Genomic DNA, 23,341 nt, shown 5'->3' with positions numbered 1-23,341 from the left:
AGTTGGTGAGCCCGAACGCTACGCACTCCGAACTCTTCTTGAAGCCCTTCGCAGGGACTGATTCTACCGAATAGGTGCAATACTTCCAAAGCTTCTACCGGTAACAAAAAGGCCAGGAGCGTTCCTGGCCTTTTTGCTTGTTGTTGACGACCATGATGAGTATTCCTTGCCTATTTAGGAAACTAAAATATAGCAGGAAACAAGGTAAGGGAATTTAGAGTTTCTACTGACTTATGCTCTTTTTTTTTAGTGCTTTTTGAAGATGGCTGGCGTCTCCTAGTCTTTGGGGGATTTGGCTGTTCTGTGTCTGGCATGCCAGGAATCTCTTTTTTTGCATAACGCTGATTTTGTATATAGTCTTTGAGCCGTTTGAGAGAAACTTTTGCAAGGTCTGGTATCTCTGCCAGGTCTCCTATGGAATGAAACTCAATTTCCCTACGCCTCTCAGCAACTTGTTTTGCTCCCTTTGCACTGAGCTGAACCTCTTGAGCCAGTTCTTCCCAATTCAGTGCTAACTTATTAAGCTGCTCCCATATGAATGCTTCGGCTTGATTATTGTTGGTATATTCCTTATCTCCATCGCTGATGTAAATATAAATATCGAGATCAAGATCCTCTAAATACTGTACCATAAGTGGGCCAACTTCATCCCAAGAAAGCTTGCCATTTTGTGTACCTAATTTAGGGAATGCAATGCTGGTTATTTCTGCCTTTTTGTAATTAGCTGCAAAATATGCCAGGCCCTTTTCAAGATACTCAATTTTTGAATTGCCTTTCCAGTGATCTTTCGTGGGAAAATTGAGTATCCAGGGAGTGCTTTTTTTGTAAAGAGTTGGATGCCCTATGCGTAGTCTGCCAGTCTGGCAATCTTGCTGATATTCACGAAACATTGCTGGATATTTTTGTTTAAACGCAAGTGCCAGACCTTTCCCCATAATACCTTTGCAATTTACGGTATTTACAAGTACCTGAGCTTTTGAATGAAAGATATCTCCTTTTACATAATGTATGGCTACCATACTTCTCACTCCATAGATTCGTAATTTTGTCCTACTTTTTTAAAGTCTAACATCCTATCTGTTTAAATACAACATTTGCATAGGATTATCCTAAATTGCTTTACATGTTTTAATTAGAACGTATGTTTATGGAAGAGTTCATGAAAATATGTTAATATAATTCGATGCAATAGCGAATATAAGTGTATTATGCATTTGAAAGGAATCAATGGTTGTGCACAATTTTTTAGGTGGCTATGCATATCATATGGTTCACATTAGCAATTTCCCAAGCATCTTGAGAGAAAAAGCTCTTCTTTCTAAAGAAAGTTTGAGTCAAAAGGGGATTAACCCTTACTCTATTGCATTAGAGAGTGTGCAAGCTTTGCGGAAACGTATTACTGTTCAGCGACCTGGCATGCCCTCACCTCGCCAACTTCATAGCTATGTTCCGTTTTATTTTATTCTTCGCGCCCCTATGTCCTATGCACCCAATGTTAAAGGACAGCAAAATCGATTACTCGTTTTAGAAATAGAACTTATTATTTTAAACGAGCCAGAGGTTCTATTTACAGATGGAAATGCATCGATGCAGAAATTATCCAGGTATGGTACGGAAGTTGTAGTGATAGATCCAGCAAACGCTCGAAGAGATACTTGCATTCGTCGATACCATCCAGGTGGCCCTCACGGTACGGGTGAAAACTGGTCTGATTTTTATAGTGATGTTGCGTTTCTTGATAGGCTTAATTGGGGCGTTCTTAATGGAGGAACTTTTATCGATAATCGAGAGGAATTTACAAGGATACGAAGCTCAGAGGTACTTATCCCTGATCGCTTACCTATAAGTAAAATAGTTGGGATATATGCATCTAATCCAGATTTGGCACAAGACGCAAACGATGTGGTGAAAATGTTTGGCTTAGAGAGGGCTGTACCAGAGGTTGTCTGCCGCAGGGGTCTGTAAAGAGTTAGTTTTGGTTCCCCATCATCTCTCGTACTAAGCACAACTATAAACAGGAAGTGCTCTGCCGCTCTTCGCTCAAATAGCCAATCTGTTAGACATAATGGTTTCAGGCAGCATCTTATTGCACGAAAGATGACGGAGAACCAGAGCTTTGGTTCTTCCGCACTTTCCGTACTCAACAATACAGAGAGCCAAGTATGGCCATGCACAATATTGCCAAGAAGTGGACCATGCCCATCCGCAACTGGACACCTGCACTCAATTGTTTTGCCATTGGATTCAAGGAGTGTTTCCTCAATAGACAAAAACACATACATAAAATACTTTACAGACTCGGAACTGTAAAGAGAGAATGGGAACATATCTCAATGGCTCCGTGCTCTATCCGAGCCGGTCTCGATCCGCTATCAGGCTACTCTGCACCGCGCCACGCAGTAGCAGGATATGGCTAGGATGGGTTTGCTGCATGGTGTCGGTGATCTCCCACAGCAATGCGCCGAGATCCACCCTCTTCTGCCGATACTCCAGTCCCGAGAACTGCTCGTCGCGGCGGCTCGACATAGCAAAGCGACCGCGCCATCGACTGACGATGACGTGGCCTCCTGGGTCAAGTTGCTGCCGCCAGATCGCTGCAGCGATTATGTGATTCGCTTGGCACACAATGAGCCTAGTCTGAGCCGCCTGCTCGTCAAGGAGTTGCGCGAACTTGCAGAAGATGGGGCATACGGCGGCAAGCAAACAATCCTGGCCGGAGCTTCAGGTTGTGCTGCTCTCATTGCACAAGTTGCTCAGGATGCGTGATTTCATCGAGCTGGACTGATTCTTGTATCTGTATGGCAGGTGGCTATAACAATCGCAGCAAATACTTGTAAAGATCACATGCAATAATGTAAAATTTATTAGTGCGCTTAATTAATGTTCTTAACTATAGCATGTTAACAGCGTATAGAAAGAAGGACAAGATGAGTGGCTCTCAGCTTTCCTCACCGATAGTCTCAGCAATAAATATTCAGAAGCAATACCATCACGATGTAGAAGCGAAATTGCTTGCATATGGATTAGAGTCGGGCATAAGCAAAACAATCACCACAGACATATTTGCCAAAGACACCATCTATTTCTCACGCAACCGCTCATACAAGCCTATAGATCAAACCTTCGACGAATTCTGCAAGAGTCACGCATTTCATACTGAATTACCAAGAACACTATCCCATCTCAAAACAGACGGAAAGACCCTATATCAACACCAGGCGCAAGCCATTGAAAGTATCATTGATGGCAAAACCACCATTATCGCCACAGGCACAGGCAGTGGCAAAACCGAATCGTTTTTGATCCCCATCTTGAACCATTGCCTTGTACAGAAAAACCACAGGCAACCAGGAATAAAAGCACTGATCCTCTATCCGCTCAATGCGCTAGCGAACGATCAAATTAGCCGTATCCTCAAAGCAGTTGCAAGACAAGGTATTCGTGTTGGTTGTTTTATCGGCTCTACGCCACCCACAAAGCAGAGAACTGCAGAAATACAGCCAGAACTATGCATAAGCCGCCAGGAAATGATTGATAATCCACCAGACATTCTCATCACCAACTACATTATGCTAGATAGGCTGATCACAAAACCGGATACCTACACAATGTTTCGCAACTCACCCAATTTAAAGTATCTAGTGGTAGACGAGATTCATTATTTCCGAGGCACCAAAGGAGCCAACCTCAGCCTTTTGCTGCGGCGCCTGCGCGCACTCTATCAACACACCATTGTCCAGATCGGGGCCAGCGGCACCTTACGCCAAAGCGGTGGTTACTTTGCAGATTCGTCAGAGACACAAATTGAACAATTCGCACGCTTGATTTTTGGGCAAGAAGCGATAGGTACGAGCGGTTTTCAAATTGTCGAACCATCATTTCAAGAGGATGAAAAGCGGCCCCTTGATCCACTCCCACCAACGGAGAAAATAGCTGGACCGACACTGATCGATACGCGCAACAGAGAACAAGCCAACGCACTCTGTCAACAGGTATTCGGAGCAGCAGCCTTTAAAAACTATCAGCAGCAGCATCGAGGAGAAACTGGACTACGTGCATTTCCTGGCTACGACCTTATCCAGGCCAGTCCATTTGTAGACGCAATACGTAAACAGCTCACGCATCAAGCCGCTCCTTTTAGCAGACTTCTCAATATTTTTCAGAAGCTTTTTCAAGCACACTACGGATATGAACCGGAAGATCCTAAAAGTGTTGTCGAGGCATACTGGAGCTTAATTGACTATATAAATGAAGGATGTGCGGATGCCAAACTTGCGCCCATTCTAGATTATCGTATTCACCTGATTCTGAACGATGTCAGCGAAGAACTGACTCGTTGTTTGCACTGTGGACATTATCATGATGGCAGGTGTTCACGCTGTAGACACTGCAATGGCTTGCTTTTCAAAGTCAGTAAGCAACATCCCGACCAATGCATAGCATACCTCACCAGGAACGAACTTTATCCAAAGAAGATAGGAGGCAAACAGGTATTTTCCGTATTGGTTAGCATGGATATACCAACGACGAATGAGGCAGGATCCCCCGTCTTCCTATTGGAAGAACATACAAGCTATGCAGACGAAGAAGGATACGTGCTGCAACCAGAACTTGACTCACTAAAAAAGGGCATCACCATTGATTTTAATCAGAATAAACAAGACCTGGAAACATTACCGATCAGCGATGCCCATATCTACTGGCACAATGTCTTCAAAATAATTGATGGTCTTGTCACGCAACAGGAGACACGCATCTCAGACAAACTGCTCGGCTTCATCGATAATCGAGAGAAAGCCTCAGGACTCAAACTACGCCTCAACGACGATTTCGCTGAACGCGCCCTGACAAAGAAAGCTTCAAGCATCTGGCAGAATGAAGGACCAATAAATCTGGTGGAAGCATTTGAAGCACTGAGAGATGCTCTCAAGGAAGATGCATCTGAAGATAGCGACCACAACGAACGGGACAAGACGGTTGCCGAATTGCTTCAGGAGATGCCATTCTGGTTTCATCGAGCACTTACCTACATTCAAGATGGGCAGTTTAATGAGAATCCTGACTGGAAGATCAGTATTGATACCAATCTCGAACTGACTAGCGAAGAATCTGAGCTACTTGAAAAAGTCATGCTACAGGAAAATGCTATTGACCGCAGCAGTTTTCCGCATTCAACAGTCTTGAAGCATTTCCATCTGGATAAATATCGTGTAGAAACGCAATATGGCATAGGATTACGCAGTGTGACAGAGCAAGGCTATCATGTTACGTCTCTGGGAGAGCGTGGAGTGCTTTACCAGGAGGTTATCCAACGTATTGGAGCGGCTACCATTGAACAGATGCTACACGATCTGGCAGACAGGGGCATCGTACAGTGCCGCACAACCCCCAATGGTTACGAGTACTACCAGATCTGTCCTCAGTATATTTATCTCGAAACAAACGAAGAGAACCGGGTGAGTATAGACGCAAATGCATGGAAGAACGAGTTCGCCCTGGTTGAATGCCATACAGCCGATCATAACGAAGGAAGAAGAGCGGACATAGAGCGCCGCTTTAGCGACACACAGATCCAGGCCTTAATTTGTACCCCCACATTAGAGATGGGCGTCGATATCGGAAGTCTCTCCAGCGTGCTCATGATAGGCTTTCCACCCAGCCCCGCCAATTATGCACAAAGAGCAGGAAGGGCGGGACGCAGCGAAAAATCACGCCGAGCCACAATTGTAGTGCTATCTTCATCAGATGATGCACACGATACCTACTACTATGCACAACCCGGAAAAATGATCGACGGCGAAATTACTCCACCGCAATTCACATTAAAGAACTTCTCCCTGCTCGCAGCCCATAGCTACGCCTATCTGCTTGCAGGAACAAAGCAATCATTCCTCGCAACAAAAATCAGAAACATACAATGGGATGTGCAGAAGTTCATTGCTGACGATGAACTACATCTCAAAGAAACGTTAGGGCATGAATCATACAGAAACTTTGCGCGCTATCTCTATAACGATCTTGATCAGAAAAAACAAACCGTCTTACAAGAAAAAGTAACGCAACACATCACCTTAGAGTACTGCTATACCCATAATATTTTTCCCGACTACGGATTCAGAAACGACGGCTTACCACTCTATGATAAGAACGAAGCAACATCCAGAGAAGACCAGGATCGATTTCTTACCGCGCGCGAACCAGAGGGGGCGGCAAGAAAACTGGCACCAGGGCGGATTGTCTTCTGTGGTGGTAGGGCGGTACAGGTAAAAGAAGAGCAACCTCTAGATAGCTATCACATTAAACGCGACCCCAACGACAACCATTTTAGATTACCACACTATGTCATTGCTAATACAGAGGAACCTACACAGATTGAAAAATGGCGCGATCCGAACAAAGCGTATCGAGTCTCACGGATGATAGAAATTGCACAGCCGCTAGAGGAGCTTGAGGCAACCGGGCCGCTCTACAGCCGAGTTTATCTTGTTCCTGAAAGTACACTCTACTTTATCAATGAGGGAGAGATAAAACCGGATCAGGAAAAGCCGCAGCCACTGACAGATACGAATGGAGAGCCATATCGCTTCGGCACGAAGATTGTACGTGGTGGTTTGCTTGTCCGATGCTCAAATAGTATTCTCTCATCAACGATGAAGACAAGCTTCCTGGCAGTCCTACTGCGCAGCATTCCTGACTACTTTGATCTGGATGATACCGAATTACGCGTTATCCAGAATATACAAATTGCCCATGCAGGCCAACAGAATGATCACTACGCCGACTTTTTTATCTATGGCCAGGACAAAAGTGGACTTGTTCCTTTTGAGAGAATTTTTGCACGCTTTAATAGTTTTTTACAAAAAGCCCTCGAAAAATTAAAAAAATGCGAATGCCATGGCTCAGGCTGTTATCTCTGTCTATTCAGCTCTAATTCGTCAATGCTTGCCGGACGCATTTCGCATACCGACGCAGTCAACTTTTTAGCAGCTTATATGAAAGAAGAACGACTCAAACCAGATCTCGCACTCAAGCAGAACCCAATAGATCACCCTGACATTGTTCTACACATCAAGAGCCGAGGCAATGATTGGATCTTCGAAATGCGAGATACGCACACAAATAAACAGGAAGAACATAGAGCCACGAAATCACACGATAGCAATACGGTCCTCTACCAAGAGCTACGTCAACTACTGCAAAAGCAATGGATAAAAGGTGCGCGTTCTACTCAAATATGCTCGAACCAGGAATACATACGAAATCAACTGAGTGGTGAGTATAACATCAATAAAGGGAAACATGCCTTTTTCGCCCTATGGCTAGAACGTATGCGCTGGCGAAACTGGCAAGTAACCAGCGAGGAGCATGACTATGCCTAAGATTATTCCCGCACGCGGTTTAGATTTTACAGGGGCCGGAGGCCGAGCAGAAAGGCAAGCGTTAGAAGCGCTTAAAGAATTACCCGACGAATATTATATTCTTCGCGAATGCAAATTTCTACCCAGCGCGAAGAAACAAGCGCACGGATCACAGGAAGATCGCGCTGACTTTATCGTTATCGGTCCAGAGTTGGGAATTCTCGTTCTAGAAGTTAAAGACTGGAATATTAAGCGTAACGAATTTAAACTGACGGATCAGGTTATGATAGATAAAATCGATAGGCAAAACGGCACAACAATATCCATCAAAAATCCCTGGTACCAGGCTGAGGAATACGCACACGCATTACAAGACCTGCTCAAGATAATTCCTCAGAACGAGCAGCTATGGATCAATCACGCAGTTGTCTTTCCTGGACTTAACAGGGTCGAATTCAAAGATGTCTTCGTCAATCCCCAGCCATACAATCCCCAAACCAGGTGGCAACTGGACCTGAATAAAACACTTTTTAAAGACGATATCGCAAACAAATCACAATGCGAGCTCCTTAACATACTTCAGCACTATATAAAAACTCAAACATCAGCGAATCGCATCTCACGCAGCTACACACAGAAGCAAATAGAAGCAGTTATAGTTCGGCTTATCCCTGCAGAGATGCGTGTTGGAGGTCTGCCAGAACAGAACGAGGCCACCCAAAAACTTGCGATACTTGATGAGGAACAACAGAAGTGGGCAATTAGCAAAGCATTTGAGCAAAAACACTATCTTTCAGACGTTGCAGGCAGTGGAAAAACCAATGTGCTCCTATCCAGAGCCATTTATCAAGCCAAACAACGTTATGATAGCGGAGGTTGCCGCATTCTAATAACAACGTACAATACAGCACTCAAGTACGAATTAGAACGGATCTTTAAAGCCAAGATCAAGCACGACCCTCTTGAAAGCTATTATGAAAGGCGCATTCGTATATATGATATTGTCACAATCATGGAAGAAATTATAGAGAGAACATTACAAGGTGATTTCGCAGCCTGGCAAAGAAACGTAAAAGCAGAAACATCAAAGACCACCTATGAAGAAACAAGACTGCCACAGGAATGTATCGAAATCATCGCAGGAGATCCCCATCACTATGAAATCTACGACTATTTATATGTAGATGAAGTGCAAGATTTTAGCACTGCATTTCTCACAGTTGTTAGAGGTCTGCTCAAAGAGAAAAAGAATTTTTTCGCAGTAGGTGATATTGGACAAAGGATTTTTGATCGCACCATCGAATGGTTGGACTTCGATATCGGGCCGGAGCGTGTTGGCATTCAAAGTCGCTTTCTCATGTATCGCAGCCCCCAACCAGTCGCAAAGCTCGCCTGGAAATTTCTTATGGCGGACCCGTTCATCCGTCAAGAACTGGTAGAAGAAAAATACGAAACAAAAGTTAAACCCAAGAGTCCCATACAGACTCATCCTTGCTTTATTTCTTTTAGCAATGAGGACGAGCTACTCCAAAATCTTGTCGAAGATATAGAAGATTATCTACACACTGACTTGCCGCGAAAAATCCTCTGCATTGGTCTCAAAGACGGTTTACTCACACAGCTTCAACTCAGGCTTGCAGAACAACACATACCTGCTCGCTTGGCAACAGAGACTACAGCAAATTCAGGTGATTTCATTCTCCTGGCGGATTACATAGAAGCGAAAGGACTAGAACGCGATTACGTCTTTATAGTTGACGCTGATCACTTGGCTCGACCACAGGGCATAGTTGAAAGTGATGAACAGTATGAAAAAAAACTGCGCAAAGATCGCATTAAGCTCTTCATAGCCTTGACACGAGCAATACGAACCGTTCGGATCTACTACATTAACCAACAACATCCTTTTATACGAGAAATCAATCAGTTATAACTAGAAATGAGTATGTAATGTGATGGATAATAAAACACTGAACGATATTCTGGAGAGCAAGGCCAATGAAGTGAAACAGTACCTTGTATCACTCGACTACCGTTGCACCTATACCCCTATTCAATTTGGTATAAATTTTACAGTTCACCTCGCTAGACAAACAGCACAATTCACGATTTACTACAAACCTAAAAACAACACATGGAAACTTCACACCGTCGATGAATGGGTAACTAGTGAACTGAAATCCAGAATTATGCCACTACTCGGACTACAGCATACACTAGTTCATGAGCACAGATCAACCGCAACAAAAGTGCCCGGGGACCCCTCCTCCTACTTTGAAGCGGCAATCGAATATCTACATATTCTTCAGCCTTTCGCCAAAGAATATATTGATTTCGCCATTATCTGCGAACAAGTAAAAATAGGCCTTCAGGGTATACTCAGCGACTCGCGTTATGCGTATCTGGATCAACAAGCGCTCCAGGAAGCATGGCAGAAACCATTATCACCTGACTTCCTCTATGCAAAGGAGTATTTGACACAATGTTTGAGGATCTGTCAAATCCCAACGCCATTTTAAGTAAACAGGCAACCGAATGCGAACAGGCACAAGACTATGCCGGAGCTGCCGAAATTTATAAGCAGATACATACAAATAGACCTAGTGACAGTTACGCAGCTTCTCGCTATATACACTGTCTGCGCAAATTGCGCAAGTCACAAGAAGCGATGGATTTTGGATGGAGTCTTAGCAAAGAGCTACGCGCGAACCAATATGTACACAACGCTTGGGCCTGGGCCATCTACGACTACTACTTCAAAACATCTGAAAATAAAGAGGATGATGAGGCTGATCATATTAAATCGACATCTCAAGATGAGGCTACATTCAAAAAAATGCAGAATGCTGCTGAATACATACTCAAAAATAGTCCTGAGACGGACACGCTTATACGTACAAAAATTGTTTTTGGTATCTGTCGCGAAGCCAAACAACGAGGGAAATGGCAGATTGTCTACAAATTTGCCAACCAGCTCGATCCAGCACAGCTTACAAAAGAACCCTATCAACAAGGCCGAATGTCAGACCAGGAGCGATGGTTTTATAGCATGATCAAAGCGCTGTTTGAGATGGGTCAGAATGAAGGGTGTCAAAAATTGGCCCAGCAGGGCGCAGAGAATTATCCATCAAATAAACATTTTCGCTGGTGGAATGCAGTAACAAAAGCAAGAATGGGTCATCAGGAAGAGGCACTGACAGAACTACAAAATTTAGACAAACAGTACCAGGAATGGTTTATCCGCGAAGACATCGCGAAAATTTGCGAGCAACTCCAACGCACAGATGATGCCTGGATCTGGTATTGCAAAGCCGCATCACTCCAAGGCCCAATCAAGGGGCGTTACAAAATGATCGGACATATGTCAGTGCCACTACAACAACTAGGGCGAAATCAAGAAGCATACGAGCATTTGCGATTGGCCCATCTCCTTGCGGAGCGCGAAGGATGGGACAAAGCAAAAACAGCTCAAGAACTTAGAGAGCAAATGGAACTGCTACAAAGTGGCGACACAACGCAAATCACCCCACAAACATATACCCCACAAGACGGCTATCAGCTACAGCGAAAATTGCAGAATCTATGGAGAGACGAAATAGCTGGCACACTCCCTCACCGACAAGGTTTCATCAAGACAGTAAATGAAGAAAAACAATTTGGTTTTATCCGCTCAGACACTGATGACTTTCACTTCAGCTTCCGTGACCTGCCACGCAACACGAGTCCAACTCCATCGATGCAGGTCGAATTTGATGTTGAGGAAAGCTACGACCGCAAAAAACAAAGGAATAGCTTCAAAGCGATCCATATTCGTCTCATTTAAAACTTGCCATAGTCGCAACATTATAGAACATATAGAACGATCAGGAAACGTATTGAGACGGGCATGCCAAATAGAGCTTCACGCGACAAAAGAGAAGGCTTTTTTTATATTACTTAGGTATAAAAAGGACGTGTGCTAATAAAACGTTAAGCATCGTACATATAGGCATTATACCGATTTTATGTACAGACAAATCTATCTAAAGAGGATTATTTTAGATGGGAATACAGGCACTAAGTAAGATTGGCTGAAAGATGGGAAAATGAAGTCAAAACCTCTCTATTCTCCAGTATCCCATTGAGCTATATACTCATAATGAATTTTTAGCTTCTGTCGAGCAATCTCACGCAGTTGAGGTGTAAATAAACTCTTATATTCCGGTTTTAGTATGAGAGCCTCAGCAGAAAGATCCAACATCTCAATTTCATAGAGCTTAGTAAGGCCATAGGGGATATTATCTGACTCTATTAAATTTTTGGCAGCCTGTACTCCACCATAATCTTCTATGTTTTGCCGAAAAATATGTGCATTATAATGATGTCTACTTCGCAGAGGAACTGTATAGCTATTCCACATATCTTTCTCAAAAAGAATTTTAGCTTCTTCAAGGCTTGACATAAATGCAAAACCTCCAAACGCCTATTATTTTTCAGATATTACTAATGGTACTTAATACAATTTTTTTGTCAAGACATGACAAATATTACTTTATAAATTTTAATAAAAATAAACAATCTGTAGCAAAAATAAAGCCATTTTAAGAGTAAAACAAATAAAAAAAGTGCGTATAAGGTGTTGTGCTCAACTTCTCAGCCAGTTGATTATACTCTTCTCGCCTCTCTGCTCGTCTGCTTGCCAGGGCCAATATAGCGGCGACACGCTCCTGATCGAGATGCCTCTCTGTCTTTGGTTTATTCATGGAGTATCCTTTCCCCATAATGGGTTGCTATCTAGCTCCAAAAGAGTCATCTATAAACGTTGTACACAGGGCTGTGATCTCAGATGCAGATAGTATATCCTACCACTCTCCATTGTGTTTTTACCCATGAGCAGAAACAGCAGATCCTTTCGATGTATTGGCAACATGAGCAGTACACCGCTTCTGAAGGCTGGGGCTAACCAAGCCAGTTATCTTTCTGGTAAGAGGGGTTGAATTAGCAAACTCCCTTGGAAATAATGCGTTCTGTAGCCATATCATGGTGAGATCCTGCGGCGGATGTAGAGATGCCTAATTACACCCTTTTCTAATGCTTGTATGTATGTTACAGTAACAGCAATACCTGTTCTTTGTGAAAATCGTAAGCAGAGTATCGCGTTTACCGGCAAAAGCAGTGAGAGCGCAAAAATTGGAAATCAGTATTAGTAAATACATTGATATTACTTTTGATGAGATACGAAGTCAAATCATTACTCTTCTGGCAAGAGAAATGCCTCCTCCTGGAAAGCGTCAAGCTCCTTTTAATCCTGTTGAGACATTGTTGTGTTATGGTCTCTTCACTCTGGTAAATCCACATACCTATGGAGGAGGCAATATTGCCTCTGCTCCTCAAATTGTGCATCAACTTGCTGCGCTTTTTCGTCGATCACCTGGCTCTATCACCAGCAAGATGTTAAATTTAGAGGGCGCACGTACCAACGGTGCTCGTGAAGAACCTCTCCTCTTTGCGACGTTGGCTTCTCAGCCTGATCTTTATCCTAGCCTTTATCGTAAAATTCTCGGCGCGGCACGTGATATGAATGTCGATGCTGCTGTTTTGCCTGATTTCCTTGGGTTGCTGACATCTACCTCTTCACAAGAAGAATTGCTGGCTCAAGACGAGGTTTCTGAGTCTCTCTCCATTGCTCTCTCAGAGGCGGAAACGGAAATGGAGGCTATTGAGCAGAGTTTTCAAATCAACCAACGTTTAACGGAAAAACTTGTTGAGCGTAAAGTGCGTCTGGCCCAGCATCGCTTTGCCCTTGCAGTCCTTGAGAATTGCAATCGAACCTGTGTCTTTTGTGGTTTTGCTCCCCATTCTCTCTACGGGAGAGGAAGTAATCTTCTCAGAGCATCGCATATTAAACCTTGGGCGAAATCTACACCAAGGGAGCGGATAGATGTGCGCAACGGTGTTGCTGCCTGCCCAACGCATGATGCTGCATTTGATCAGGGGTTACTCGCTGTTGATGGCAACTACGCTATTCTTCGTTCTCATACGCTCCAAGAGAGCATAAGAAGTGATCTCAATGTCGCTCTCTACTTTGGCAATGTACTTAGCCAGTCACTTGTTTTACCAGGAAAAGCTCATTTTCCTGACACGACATACTTGCAATATCACTTGGAATCTCTATTTAAAGGATTATGAGAAGGATCTCTCTATGTCTTCAAACGCTTCACTTCCTCCAGTTCACCCTGATATCAAACGCGAGTTGAAGCACCAACTGCTGAGTATGTCTGCGAGGAGCTTTGAGTTCTTTGCAGGTGATTTTTTGGTTTACGCAGGGTTAGAAGCGGTATCCGTCACGCGCTATATTGGAGATGGCGGGATTGATGCCCTGGGCAACCTGGTAGCAGGGCAGTTTCGCATTCCTATTGGAATCCAGGTAAAGCGCCATAGAAACAATGTGCAACGACCAGATATTGATCGGTTTATCGGGGCATTGTCTGGGCGTTTCTCTGAAGGCATGTTCATGACGACTGCGAATTACGCGCCGAATGCACTGCAGAAGGCCACGTCATCGATTCCTCGTATCCTGACTTTAAATGGCGACCAGATTGTCACAATGATGGTTGAGCATCGTTTGGGGGTCAAATCCTCGACGTTCGATGCTCAGAAACTAGACATTGATCCCGATTACTTTACCGCTTTTGAGTCGATGCGAAGCTTGCTTGCGAGTCATGTCGAGGAAGATGTACAAAATTATGTGCCAGGAGCTTCAGAAACGCAATCGATTGACCTGAAGCCTGAGGAGGATCTCATCTCACTGAATGCACTCGGGTATGCTTTGCGTGTCGATCCAGCCCGAGTGCGTCGCTGGGTTGAATCTGAAATGCTCAAGCCAGATGCTGCCCAACTATCAGGGGGTCGTACGAACTACTACTTTCGGCGTGATAGCATTGAGGTAATACGAAAAAAGCTTGGTATTGGAAATATGCCAACTTCAAGCGACGAGTGGAAGCAGGAATTCCTCGACTTCGCGAAGAGTCGGAACTTATCAAGATCGTATAAGCCAGTAATGATCAAGGCCTTCTTTCAGCTTGTTGATCGTGAGGGCAAGGTACAGATTGACGAACTGGTGAAATCATTTCGAGACTATTACGTGCAACAGATCCAGGCTGGCCAACCACTAGAGCAAAGCAGCTCGCTTATGGTCAATCCGCTTGTTGCAAGTGATCAGGCTATTAAGAGCCTTATTATTAGCAATCCTTTGGAGCGTTTCCTGATCAAAAACTTTATTACGTATAATCGTGATGAAGGTATTTTGCAGATTGCCCCACAGCTATGGCGCGAACTACGTCTCTACGATGTTATAGATGTGCTCAAGCATGCTGATGAGCAGCTTCGCTACTACCTGTCTCGGTAGAGCTAGTGAAACCGCTCAAGGCCTCTGCAGCGTCAAATTCCCAGTTTTAACGTTTGGCCAGATTAAGATAGGAGGGGCTGGAATGTTTCTCCCACTGCCTTCACTACTGTTGGGAGAAAGCGAGTATAAAGCCACAATCTTTCCTCCGCGTTGGTGTGGCGAATATACCGATGCATGACTGGCGGGAACGCATAAAAGATCAACAGATGCGCTTCGTCTTCACACAGGCTGCGAGCGGCCTCAGGATAGCGCTTCTGATATTTCGCTTTGAAGGCCGCCAAATTGAGCAGGGCATCCTCTTTCTTCTCCTGCTTCCAGATGCCCAGCAGGTCCGAAGTGACCTCCTGCCGTTCCCGGCGGGGAATGGCGTTGAGGACATTGCGTTGTTTATGGATGAGGCAACATTGCCGAGGAGTGGCGGGAAACAGCGAGCCAACCGCTGCAAGCAGTCCATCATGCCCATCGGTGATGATCAGATCGATCTCTGCAACTCCACGGGTACGCAGATCCTGAAGCAGGTAACTCCAGCCATTTTTGCTTTCTTCAGCACAGGCCCGCAAGGCTAACACGTCTTTATTCCCGTCCATGTCCACCCCAGCGCTGTTAAAATGATGGTGAGATCGGTCTGGTTGCCATGCCGAACGGTGAAATGGATACCGTCCAGGTACAGAATGCGATAATGAGCCAGAAGCAGGCGCTCGCGCCACTTTTCAAATTGTTCGGTGAGACTCTGATTAAGCCGACTGACGGCACTGGCACTGGGAGCAACACCCATGAGCGTTTGGGCTACTTCTCCTACTTTATGGGTACTGGTGCCACTCACAAACATCTGGGTCAGTCCCTCGGCGATCTGGGGCTCATAGCGCTGATAGCGCTCAAACACCTGCGTGTGAAAAGCTCCTTCGCGGTCTCTGGGCACCTTCAACTCCTCAAGAGGACCATTCGCCGTGCCTAAATCGCGCGTGTAGGGGCCATTGCGATGCTCCCGGCGCTCCGGTGTGCATTCCCCCAGGACGCTCCCACAAACTGGGTAAGTTCCTCACACATGATTTCTTCCATGACCACTCGTGTCGCCTCCCGAATCTGAGCAAGCAGATACTGATGAAAGTCCTCTGGGACGGGAAGCAGTGGAACAGACGACTCCGAGGAATGAGATTGACGGGTTTCTCGCGTGGTATGGTTGTTCTTGTGGATAGGCATAGTTCTCTCCTTTTCTGAGATAAAGGTCTTGACCTATCGGGTCACTCTATGCCTGTATTATCTTCTCAGTTGGCCTTTTGGGGAGAAGGAATCGCTACACAACATTCGGCATGGCGTCACGTCTAGGACCATTGTGGTCCCATGCAGGCGTTCGTGTACTGGATGATGACGGGGTTGCCCTCACGCAGCGCAGGATCGAAAATGGGGTTGTGGTGGAAGAGAAGACCGTCGAAATGAGTGACGCGGAGTTCGCTGAGGAGTTTGCTCGATTGAGCGAAACCTGCCTGGCGTTGCAGCTTGGCATAGTTCCGTGGCTTTTCACGCATCAGTCAGCAGAAGTTGTGCGAGTGCGACAAGCAGCATCTCCGACGAGGAGAGAATCCGAGAGAATAGTGCGCCTGCTTGCGGGGCTCCAAGGACTCCTGCATGTGGAGGTTGAGCGAGATGGGAACACGCTGACGGTGCGAGCGGTCGCTGCCGAAGGGACGGACGCACGTTCCCCACATATTCCCTACCTGGCACCGATGACCTTTCAAAGTTGGAGCGATGTAGATACTATGATACTGAACATCAGCCACGAGATCCGGTGACCTATGAACGCGCAGATTTGCCGGATGTGAACCCTCTGAGCGGCAATCAGGATCTCGTCGCGGTTGGACTGATGGGCCGCAAATGGCTTGATGAGTTGTCAGGAGATGCGGCGATTAAGGCGGATATCACGTACCTGATACGGCCTGTGTTAAACGCTTTGCTGGAGGCAATCCGCCATGCAAGCATGTTATCAGCCTCCGTGGCTCATATCGCGGAGGCGCACTCGCGTGTTGTTGCGCTCACCAATCGACTGCGGCGTGCCCAACTCCCGCCACCTGATACCTCCCCTCGTATCTGAGGTTCGAGAGGCCGCGTACGATGCCGCTCGGTGTCTGGATCGGCTCCGATGGGCATTTGTCGGAACGGAGAATCGCGAGCGACAACGCCAGGCGCGACTTGTGCCGCTCTTGCCGAGCGAATCGGAATTATCGACCGAAGAGCTACTGACGAACTCACTCGGATTGAGGCAACCGAAACGGCGCAGTGATGGGCATACGCATTGCATCATAAAAGTTCTTACCCAGGGGTAAGAACTTTTATGATGCAATGCGGGCTCCAAGAAAAGCCTGCCTCGTTTTGAGGAAACAGCCTGCCCGCACTCCGTCATGGGAAATGTTACTGGCCAGTAATATTTCCTCTGAAACCGACGTGGAAAAAATCCAAAAAGCCTCTTATCCTCGATAGTCTTTTTCAGGATCCATCTCACCATCAATCTATACTTGACTTTTAACACAACGTATGGCATTATTTGCAAAATATTAGTCCTTTCACCCTAAAAAAGAGATAGAGTCAGATTAGCTGATAAGAAGGCTGCTTTCCCTAGAGCGGTACGCATAAGTTTTGAGCCAAAGAGTAGGCGAGAGAGATGAAAGCGTATTCAACTGACCTACGAGAACGAGTGGTGCGTGCCGTCGAAGAAGGCCGCTCACGCGAAGAAATCGTCCAGCTCTTTGGGGTGTCTCGCGCAACTATCAAACACTATGCGAAACAGTATCGGGAAGCAGGAGATCTCGGCCCCAAACCCATTCCTGGCCGTCCGGCAGTCAAAGAAGCTTCCTTGCGATCAGGCTTGTGGAGCCAGTTAGAAGCCAATCGAGACGCGACGCTGGAAGAGCACTGCCACATCTGGGAAGCCATCCATGGGCAACAGGTACGTGCAGCTACCATGGGTCGCGCTATCAAGCATTTGGGCTGGACGCGAAAAAAAAGACCTTGAGAGCCATCGAACGAGACGAGGAGGCGCGAGCCGCTTGGCGCGTCCTCGTTGGACAACACTAGCGGGAGGACTGGATGTTTGTCGATGAATGTGGAACGCATATCGCTCTGACTCCTCTGTACGCCCGATCGCCCCAAGGGACACGAGCCTACGGCAACGTTCCTCGCAATTATGGAACCAATACCACCTTGATCGCCTCGCTTTCTGTGAACAGGATGGGTGAGGCATTGATCCTGGAGGGGGCAGTCGATGCTCGCGCTTTTGAGATCTCCATCGAGCAGGCCCTGGCTCCCAGTTTACAGCCAGGACAAACGGTCGTCATGGATACTTTGAGTGCGCATCAAGGTCCGCGTGTTCGTGAGGCCATTGATGCCAAAGGATGCCATCTCTTGTACTTGCCAGTCTCCTCGCCTGATCTTTCGCCGATTGAGCAGGCATTCTCCAAAGTGAAAACCTATTTACGACGCAAGGGTGCTCGGACACGGGAGATACTCCAAGAGGCGATTGCCGAAGCCCTGAAAACCGTGACTGCTCAGGATGCCCGCGGTTGGTTTACACACTGCGGCTATCTCGCCCATGAAGGGGAAGCCATCTTTCCAGAAGCACAGCAGTTTGATGCTCAAGCCTTTTGATTACTGCCTAGTTGGCCCTGAGTTGAGCGCCAATTAATAGGAAATCCTATTGATAAGGGTGTAATGGAATCTAATTTGATCTGTTAGTGGCTTGAAATCCAGCAAGAAGTATTTGTAAACTATTCATGAGGATTGGTTGGTATCTTTTAAGAGATACGCGCTAATACTCTTGCACCTTTGAGGGGTTAGATGAAGCAGCAGCTTATTATCTCTAGTGTTGCTTTTAATATCAGGGTTTCTCCTAAAAAAGCACTGACGCTCCTAGAGGAACTGAGATCTGATATTTGGCTATCTGGTAGTGATTTTCTTCAAAATCCTATTATTCATGAGCAATTACAAAACACTCGTTATATACGAGATAATCTACTTGTATTGGTAAGTGCTGGTTTGGTAAGGCAAAAACGAGGAAAACAAGGCCTTCTTTATCAGCTATCAGATTTGGGGCAGTCGTTATACCAGGTGCAATCTACACGCCCTCAACTTTATGCTGATATTATTCACTATCTATTTTTCACTTTATATGAAGAACAACAAGGGCAAGGCATCGATATTAGCGGGTGGAGTTGGGTATATCAAGCTACTTGTCGCCTCCTTTGGGATGCTCGTCCCAATGTTCCGACTTTCCCTGAGCAAGCCTCGATACTCAACGACAAATTATTGATGGAGTATCCTGAATACACCAAAGGGGTTTATGCTGATAGCCCAAATACTGCTGTCGTATGGTTAAGAGAACTTCAACCTCCATTTTTGCAAGGTAAAGGTAAAAGTTGTAAAACGTATAGCAGATCATGGTGTTCCCCTGAATTACTTGTGTTAGGAATTGATCGTTTATACAGACGTGCAGAGCTCCCTTATAATACGCCGCTATTACTTGTGGAGCAAATTTGGAGCGAGCTATCGCAGTTATGTCTCATGGAGGTTGCGCTTTTAGAAGAGGTATTGGAAGTAGCTAGATCGACATTCTCTTTTCTCAAGGTGCTTAGTGGTGAGTGGGGGCTCTCAGTTATTCTTGAGCGAGCAATCATTTACTCGGACGTTTTATAATCCAATCATTCACCCACCAGGTTGGAAAGGCCTCATTTACGCATGACTGATCATCGTTTGACCACCATCCGTGAGAAAGACCCTGTCATTTCTACCTACAATGCGGAGTCTTTGATAACGTCCCCTGAGATAGTTGATGCAGTCTATTCTGCTCATGCTAGCACTCACATGTCGATGGGAGACACGTCCGGCTTTGTTGAGAAGCTTATTCACTGGGCCCATCACAACAAGGGCTGTGTAATTGGGGCCATTGTTGGCCGTTACGGATTTGGTAAAACCAGTACTGCTGTCCATCTCTGGCATGAGTGTGAGAAGCAGAATGTGATTGCCGTGCCCCCATTTGCCTGGTTCGGGTTGACTGATATTATTAGAGCCACGTATGTTTGGGTAAACTATCGTTTGAGCCAGCTTGCACCAGATTATTGTCAAACCCTTAGAGTAATTTATGAGCGTTATCAATCTCAATCTTTGGAGGCTTTAGCTACCGAACAAGATACTACAGTAGATGTATTGCAAAGGTTACTCGACCATGGCAATTTAAAACTGGAGATGAGGCCCATTGGCGTCGTCAAATTTTTATCTGAAGTGAGCGATCTCTTAGCAAAAATAGGGCGAGAAGGCCCCGTCGTTTTTACAGATGAATTACAAGTCACACTAAGTGAATATCCCACTCGCGAGGAATTCATAGAAGATCTGTTTGGTCTGCTCAATGAACTACATCATCAACAAGGCAGTTATGGTTTGGTGATTAGTATGCCAACTACAACAGAGGCTCTTATCGCTGATGTGCGCAATGATATTATTCACCGCATGCAATCCTTTAACTTCTATCTGCGCCCTGAAAAGATGTACGGACGTTCTTTTGCTTCTGACCTCTGGCGTAAATATGCTCAAATATTCGGCTTTGTTGATGATATGAGCAAAATTTTACCATCATATACCCTAAAAAGTATCGGGCAGATTGCATCTCGGCCAGATCTGGGAGCTGGTCCTCGCACTGTTATTGATGCTTTTCGTCGGGCGGCTGCTTCTTACGATAAGAGTGGGACCACTTATATGCCGGTAGATTTGGTCGATGATTATCTGAATGGTGAGGTGGCATTCGAGCAAAACGGGAAGCTGGGTATGGCAGTTCGCGAAGCATTGGGAGTGGCTCCAATCGTGGGTAACACAGACAATGAATTTGCTATTAAAGTACTGGGAGCGTTTCCTGATGGTTGTCCAGAAGAAATTCAGGATTATTATGGAGTAGCAGAGATTATTGCCCAACTACCTCCTGCTTATCGTCGTGAGTATTTATATGATTTTGTTGAGGGGCTATCTCTACGTAAACTCGCCCAGACAGAGGTACGTCCCGACCCAGTTTTTCTACGCTTGACAAAAGAGTTTATCGGACGCTATCAAGAAGACACATACCATGCTCAAAAAGCACTTGCAGCTTTTCAGGAGCTCATAGTACGAGATCGGATTTTCAGCGAGCGCCGCGGTTCCTCCTTGACCGGGTGGAAATGGGAAAGCGAACACGATCTCCGCGGCTCTTTTAATGAGCGATTTCCTGACCGAAAACTCTATTTGAAGGTCGCGCTGACGCAGAGCGAGCTTGATACAACACGAGTGATTGAAGAATTCGGGATCTGGATTCAATTCGACCTGAGTTCAGGAAACCAGGATCCTGGCCAGATACACAAACTAAGTAGCTCTAAAAGAGCTATGTATCGGTTAAATGGCCTGCTCAGACCAGAGGGCGTGCTAAATATTGCATATTTGGGTGATTTAGGGCTATCTTCAACCCGTCTAACGCCCCTTTTTATGCTTGCTTTACTGCAACATCTTATGGAGAATCGCAGCGCTATTCCAAACGAAGAGCAAGTTCGTGGAATGAAAACTTTCACCGACCAATTGTTAAGCAATGCGATCAAGTTGCTATTTAATAACGAATTACGCGAGCATAGTGATTGGTCGCTCACCCTCGTTGGTGCTGAGATGGTGAAGGATGTGTTCAAGAGAATGTGTGAGGACTCCTATCCTACCTATACAACATTTATTACTATACCTGGTTGGGAGAAGTCTTTAGCTCATTATGTCAATGCATTGGATAATGCTCGTATCAGCTCAGCCATAGCCCATGGACAGCAACTGCTCAGTGGCACGAAAGATGAGATTATTCGCATATTCGGCCAAGCGAGCAGCCAGGCATTTCAGAATTTTCAGCGTTCTATTCCATATTTGCTCGACCTAATCAAGTGGAGTGGGCGTGATGGAGGCGAACAGGGTCAGGTCAAATTCAAACTCCATCCCCTTGAACAAGCTATCCTGGATGCTTTAGACGCTAGCTCTGATAAGGTAAAAATGAAAGGGATGCTTGTTGGCGCATTAAGAGCCGAAGAATTACTGAGCCTTTTTCGTCGACAGGGCTACCTGGAATCAGAAATGAGCCAAGCATTGAAGTTGCTCATTGCTCGTCGTTATGTGAAACTCGATGAACGTACGCGTAAATTGGCTCGTTTGGTAGAGTCACCTGACGAATTGCGCCACCTGATCAACGAGAAGCTGAATACTATTAGAGAAATACTGAAACAATTGAGCACATCAATGGGGGATTTTGATGATACTAAGTATAGTGCTCAAGTTGCCACACAGACAAGGCGGGCTGAACGAGCGATAGATATAGCTGAACTTGAAGCTGCGCTCTTGGAAATTAATCGCTTGCGCAATGAACTGGACCATCACATTGAAAAACTTAACCAGAGTAATCGGAGTGAGCTCAATAGTATTCTCGATACCGCTCGCAAGAGCCTTAAGAATCTCCCTACCATTCCTGAAGTGAACAGCCAATCCCCTTGGTTACGGCATAGTCAAGCACTTCGTGTTGTAGTGGAGGCGAAAATACGAGCCGAAGTTGAAGAGGCACAAGCGTTTCTGGAGATTGCGGAGGGCATTCTCACCAATGCTGAAAGTGCTGAGACTCCTGTAGCTCGACTAGTTGTCTTTTATCGCGGACGCATTGATATAGGTGACAAGCATAAACATCTGAAAGACCTGAGTGCAAAGGTGGTTCATCTATGTACTCAATTTAATGCATGGAATTCTCTCCTTGAGCTAGCAACCAGGGTCAAACGTGAAGCAGATAATTGCGCTAATACGTACGATTTGCCTGAGTTTCGCGACCAATTTGAAGTTCTGGATCAGTTTGTCGCTAGTGAAATAGCTTTAGGTCATGGCTTTAAACTCACGTCCCACCTGCGCGAGAAACTGGAGAATTTAGAACGCGCAGCGCAGCAACGCATCGCTGGGCAACGTGATCAATTTATGGCTGTGAAAAAGCGGTATGAGGCTCTTTTAGCCGATTTGAATGGCCGTTTTGTACAGCTCTATGCGAACTTTGACCATTATCATCCCACGGACTCATATCGAAATCTCGATCTCGAGGTGCAAAAGCAACTCCAAGTGCTTGTGGTAGAATTAAACAATCGCCTGAACCATATTAAGAGCGATATGGCCTATCTTTTGCTCATACTTCCCAATTCTCAGTTACCGGATTTATCATCTATTGAGCAATTAGAGCTTGCATTGCGAGATGTGTTGGGGAAAAGAGATTCCCTATCGTTAAACTCCTGGGATGAAGGTTTCCATCGCGCGCGTACACAAATCGAAGAATTACAAAAGCAGGTTTCTGCTTTGTTTGTGAAGCAAGCCCCAACGCGTAGCGAAAGCCAGGTGCTGGAATTATTGAGTGCTAACCAGACTGTAGAATTAAGTGAAATTATTCGCTCGCTCGCGCAAAAACGTGAGGTGCAAGAATTTGCCCTTGACGAATTGATAGATGATATACAAAGCTTATTCCAGAAAAATCAGATCGTCATTAAATTGGAGCGGCGTCAGTAGGCGATCGCGGCTTACCAAAGCACAACAT

At 45.5% G+C, this 23,341-nt stretch carries 17 protein-coding genes and 1 pseudogene; 14 read left to right on the top strand and 4 right to left on the bottom strand.

Annotated features, from left to right (window positions below):
• Positions 1-182: 182 nt before the first annotated feature.
• Positions 183-1,019 carry a macro domain-containing protein gene (locus JMJ04_RS22050; RefSeq protein WP_201372634.1) on the bottom strand — a complete coding sequence of 279 codons (837 nt, stop codon included), beginning with the start codon at positions 1,017-1,019 and terminating at the stop codon, positions 183-185.
• A gap of 214 nt (positions 1,020-1,233) precedes the next feature.
• Between JMJ04_RS22050 and JMJ04_RS22045 the strand changes: the two genes are divergently transcribed.
• From JMJ04_RS22045 to JMJ04_RS22020, 6 genes are all read left to right on the top strand, one after another.
• Entirely contained in the window at positions 1,234-1,965 is a 732-nt protein-coding gene (locus JMJ04_RS22045; RefSeq protein ID WP_201372633.1) for a DUF4433 domain-containing protein, read from the top strand.
• A 453-nt stretch (positions 1,966-2,418) separates the two neighbouring features.
• Entirely contained in the window at positions 2,419-2,766 is a 348-nt protein-coding gene (locus JMJ04_RS46685) for a hypothetical protein (protein WP_236038280.1), read from the top strand.
• Positions 2,767-2,927: 161 nt separating this feature from the next.
• A complete protein-coding gene (locus JMJ04_RS22035; protein ID WP_201372632.1) occupies positions 2,928-7,379 on the top strand; it encodes a DEAD/DEAH box helicase in 4,452 nt (1,483 codons plus the stop codon).
• Positions 7,372-9,291 carry an NERD domain-containing protein gene (locus JMJ04_RS22030; protein WP_201372631.1) on the top strand — a complete coding sequence of 640 codons (1,920 nt, stop codon included), beginning with the start codon at positions 7,372-7,374 and terminating at the stop codon, positions 9,289-9,291. The genes JMJ04_RS22035 and JMJ04_RS22030 overlap by 8 nt, the downstream gene beginning before the upstream one ends.
• Positions 9,292-9,310: 19 nt before the next feature.
• Positions 9,311-9,877: a hypothetical protein gene (locus JMJ04_RS22025; protein WP_201372630.1), complete on the top strand. Its 567-nt coding sequence runs from the start codon at positions 9,311-9,313 to the stop codon at positions 9,875-9,877.
• Positions 9,841-11,181, top strand: a complete 1,341-nt coding sequence (locus JMJ04_RS22020; RefSeq protein ID WP_201372629.1) for a S1 domain-containing protein — start codon at positions 9,841-9,843, stop codon at positions 11,179-11,181. The genes JMJ04_RS22025 and JMJ04_RS22020 overlap by 37 nt, the downstream gene beginning before the upstream one ends.
• 279 nt (positions 11,182-11,460) lie before the next feature.
• On the opposite strand, the gene JMJ04_RS22015 is transcribed toward JMJ04_RS22020, so the two are convergent.
• Together JMJ04_RS22015 and JMJ04_RS22010 are read right to left on the bottom strand one after the other, a co-directional pair.
• On the bottom strand, positions 11,461-11,799 hold the full coding sequence (locus JMJ04_RS22015; protein WP_201372628.1) for a hypothetical protein: 339 nt from the start codon (positions 11,797-11,799) through the stop codon (positions 11,461-11,463).
• A 139-nt stretch (positions 11,800-11,938) separates the two neighbouring features.
• Positions 11,939-12,100 (bottom strand): hypothetical protein, encoded by a 162-nt coding sequence (locus JMJ04_RS22010; protein ID WP_201372627.1) that lies wholly within the window; start codon positions 12,098-12,100, stop codon positions 11,939-11,941.
• 370 nt (positions 12,101-12,470) lie between these two features.
• On the opposite strand from JMJ04_RS22010, the gene JMJ04_RS22005 reads away from it, so the two are divergent.
• Together JMJ04_RS22005 and JMJ04_RS22000 are read left to right on the top strand one after the other, a co-directional pair.
• On the top strand, positions 12,471-13,526 hold the full coding sequence (locus tag JMJ04_RS22005) for an HNH endonuclease (protein WP_201372626.1): 1,056 nt from the start codon (positions 12,471-12,473) through the stop codon (positions 13,524-13,526).
• Positions 13,527-13,539: 13 nt separating this feature from the next.
• Entirely contained in the window at positions 13,540-14,745 is a 1,206-nt protein-coding gene (locus JMJ04_RS22000) for a restriction endonuclease (RefSeq protein WP_201372625.1), read from the top strand.
• Between the two features lie 119 nt (positions 14,746-14,864).
• Here JMJ04_RS22000 and JMJ04_RS21995 read toward each other — a convergent pair.
• A pseudogene (locus JMJ04_RS21995) lies at positions 14,865-15,945 on the bottom strand (IS256 family transposase); the annotation flags it as partial.
• A 110-nt stretch (positions 15,946-16,055) separates the two neighbouring features.
• Between JMJ04_RS21995 and JMJ04_RS21990 the strand changes: the two are divergent.
• The 6 genes from JMJ04_RS21990 to JMJ04_RS21970 all read left to right on the top strand — a co-directional run bounded on the left by JMJ04_RS21990 (position 16,056) and on the right by JMJ04_RS21970 (position 23,313).
• Entirely contained in the window at positions 16,056-16,535 is a 480-nt protein-coding gene (locus JMJ04_RS21990) for a hypothetical protein (protein ID WP_201372624.1), read from the top strand.
• Positions 16,532-16,834 (top strand): hypothetical protein, encoded by a 303-nt coding sequence (locus JMJ04_RS21985; RefSeq protein WP_201372623.1) that lies wholly within the window; start codon positions 16,532-16,534, stop codon positions 16,832-16,834. The genes JMJ04_RS21990 and JMJ04_RS21985 overlap by 4 nt, the downstream gene beginning before the upstream one ends.
• 567 nt (positions 16,835-17,401) lie before the next feature.
• Entirely contained in the window at positions 17,402-17,752 is a 351-nt protein-coding gene (locus tag JMJ04_RS46675) for a helix-turn-helix domain-containing protein (RefSeq protein ID WP_236038278.1), read from the top strand.
• 74 nt (positions 17,753-17,826) lie between these two features.
• A complete protein-coding gene (locus tag JMJ04_RS46670; protein ID WP_236038277.1) occupies positions 17,827-18,384 on the top strand; it encodes a transposase in 558 nt (185 codons plus the stop codon).
• A 189-nt stretch (positions 18,385-18,573) separates the two neighbouring features.
• On the top strand, positions 18,574-19,428 hold the full coding sequence (locus tag JMJ04_RS21975) for a hypothetical protein (RefSeq protein ID WP_201372622.1): 855 nt from the start codon (positions 18,574-18,576) through the stop codon (positions 19,426-19,428).
• Positions 19,429-19,470: 42 nt separating this feature from the next.
• Entirely contained in the window at positions 19,471-23,313 is a 3,843-nt protein-coding gene (locus JMJ04_RS21970) for an AAA family ATPase (RefSeq protein ID WP_201372621.1), read from the top strand.
• The last annotated feature ends 28 nt before the right edge of the window (positions 23,314-23,341 follow it).

The organism is Ktedonobacter robiniae (assembly GCF_016587375.1).
Taxonomy (GTDB): Bacteria; Chloroflexota; Ktedonobacteria; order Ktedonobacterales; family Ktedonobacteraceae; genus Ktedonobacter; species Ktedonobacter robiniae.
This window is presented reverse-complemented; position numbering and strand designations above follow the sequence as displayed.

Bases quoted from the DNA above. Each gene is read 5' to 3' on its own strand.
- JMJ04_RS22050 (WP_201372634.1), bottom strand. From the start codon at position 1,019: ATGGTAGCCATACATTATGTAAAAGGAGATATCTTTCATTCAAAAGCT.
- JMJ04_RS46685 (WP_236038280.1), top strand. From the start codon at position 2,419: ATGGGTTTGCTGCATGGTGTCGGTGATCTCCCACAGCAATGCGCCGAG.
- JMJ04_RS22035 (WP_201372632.1), top strand. From the start codon at position 2,928: ATGAGTGGCTCTCAGCTTTCCTCACCGATAGTCTCAGCAATAAATATT.
- JMJ04_RS22030 (WP_201372631.1), top strand. From the start codon at position 7,372: ATGCCTAAGATTATTCCCGCACGCGGTTTAGATTTTACAGGGGCCGGA.
- JMJ04_RS22020 (WP_201372629.1), top strand. From the start codon at position 9,841: ATGTTTGAGGATCTGTCAAATCCCAACGCCATTTTAAGTAAACAGGCA.
- JMJ04_RS22015 (WP_201372628.1), bottom strand. From the start codon at position 11,799: ATGTCAAGCCTTGAAGAAGCTAAAATTCTTTTTGAGAAAGATATGTGG.
- JMJ04_RS22010 (WP_201372627.1), bottom strand. From the start codon at position 12,100: ATGAATAAACCAAAGACAGAGAGGCATCTCGATCAGGAGCGTGTCGCC.
- JMJ04_RS22000 (WP_201372625.1), top strand. From the start codon at position 13,540: ATGTCTTCAAACGCTTCACTTCCTCCAGTTCACCCTGATATCAAACGC.
- JMJ04_RS21990 (WP_201372624.1), top strand. From the start codon at position 16,056: ATGGCGTCACGTCTAGGACCATTGTGGTCCCATGCAGGCGTTCGTGTA.
- JMJ04_RS46675 (WP_236038278.1), top strand. From the start codon at position 17,402: ATGAAAGCGTATTCAACTGACCTACGAGAACGAGTGGTGCGTGCCGTC.
- JMJ04_RS46670 (WP_236038277.1), top strand. From the start codon at position 17,827: ATGTTTGTCGATGAATGTGGAACGCATATCGCTCTGACTCCTCTGTAC.
- JMJ04_RS21975 (WP_201372622.1), top strand. From the start codon at position 18,574: ATGAAGCAGCAGCTTATTATCTCTAGTGTTGCTTTTAATATCAGGGTT.
- JMJ04_RS21970 (WP_201372621.1), top strand. From the start codon at position 19,471: ATGACTGATCATCGTTTGACCACCATCCGTGAGAAAGACCCTGTCATT.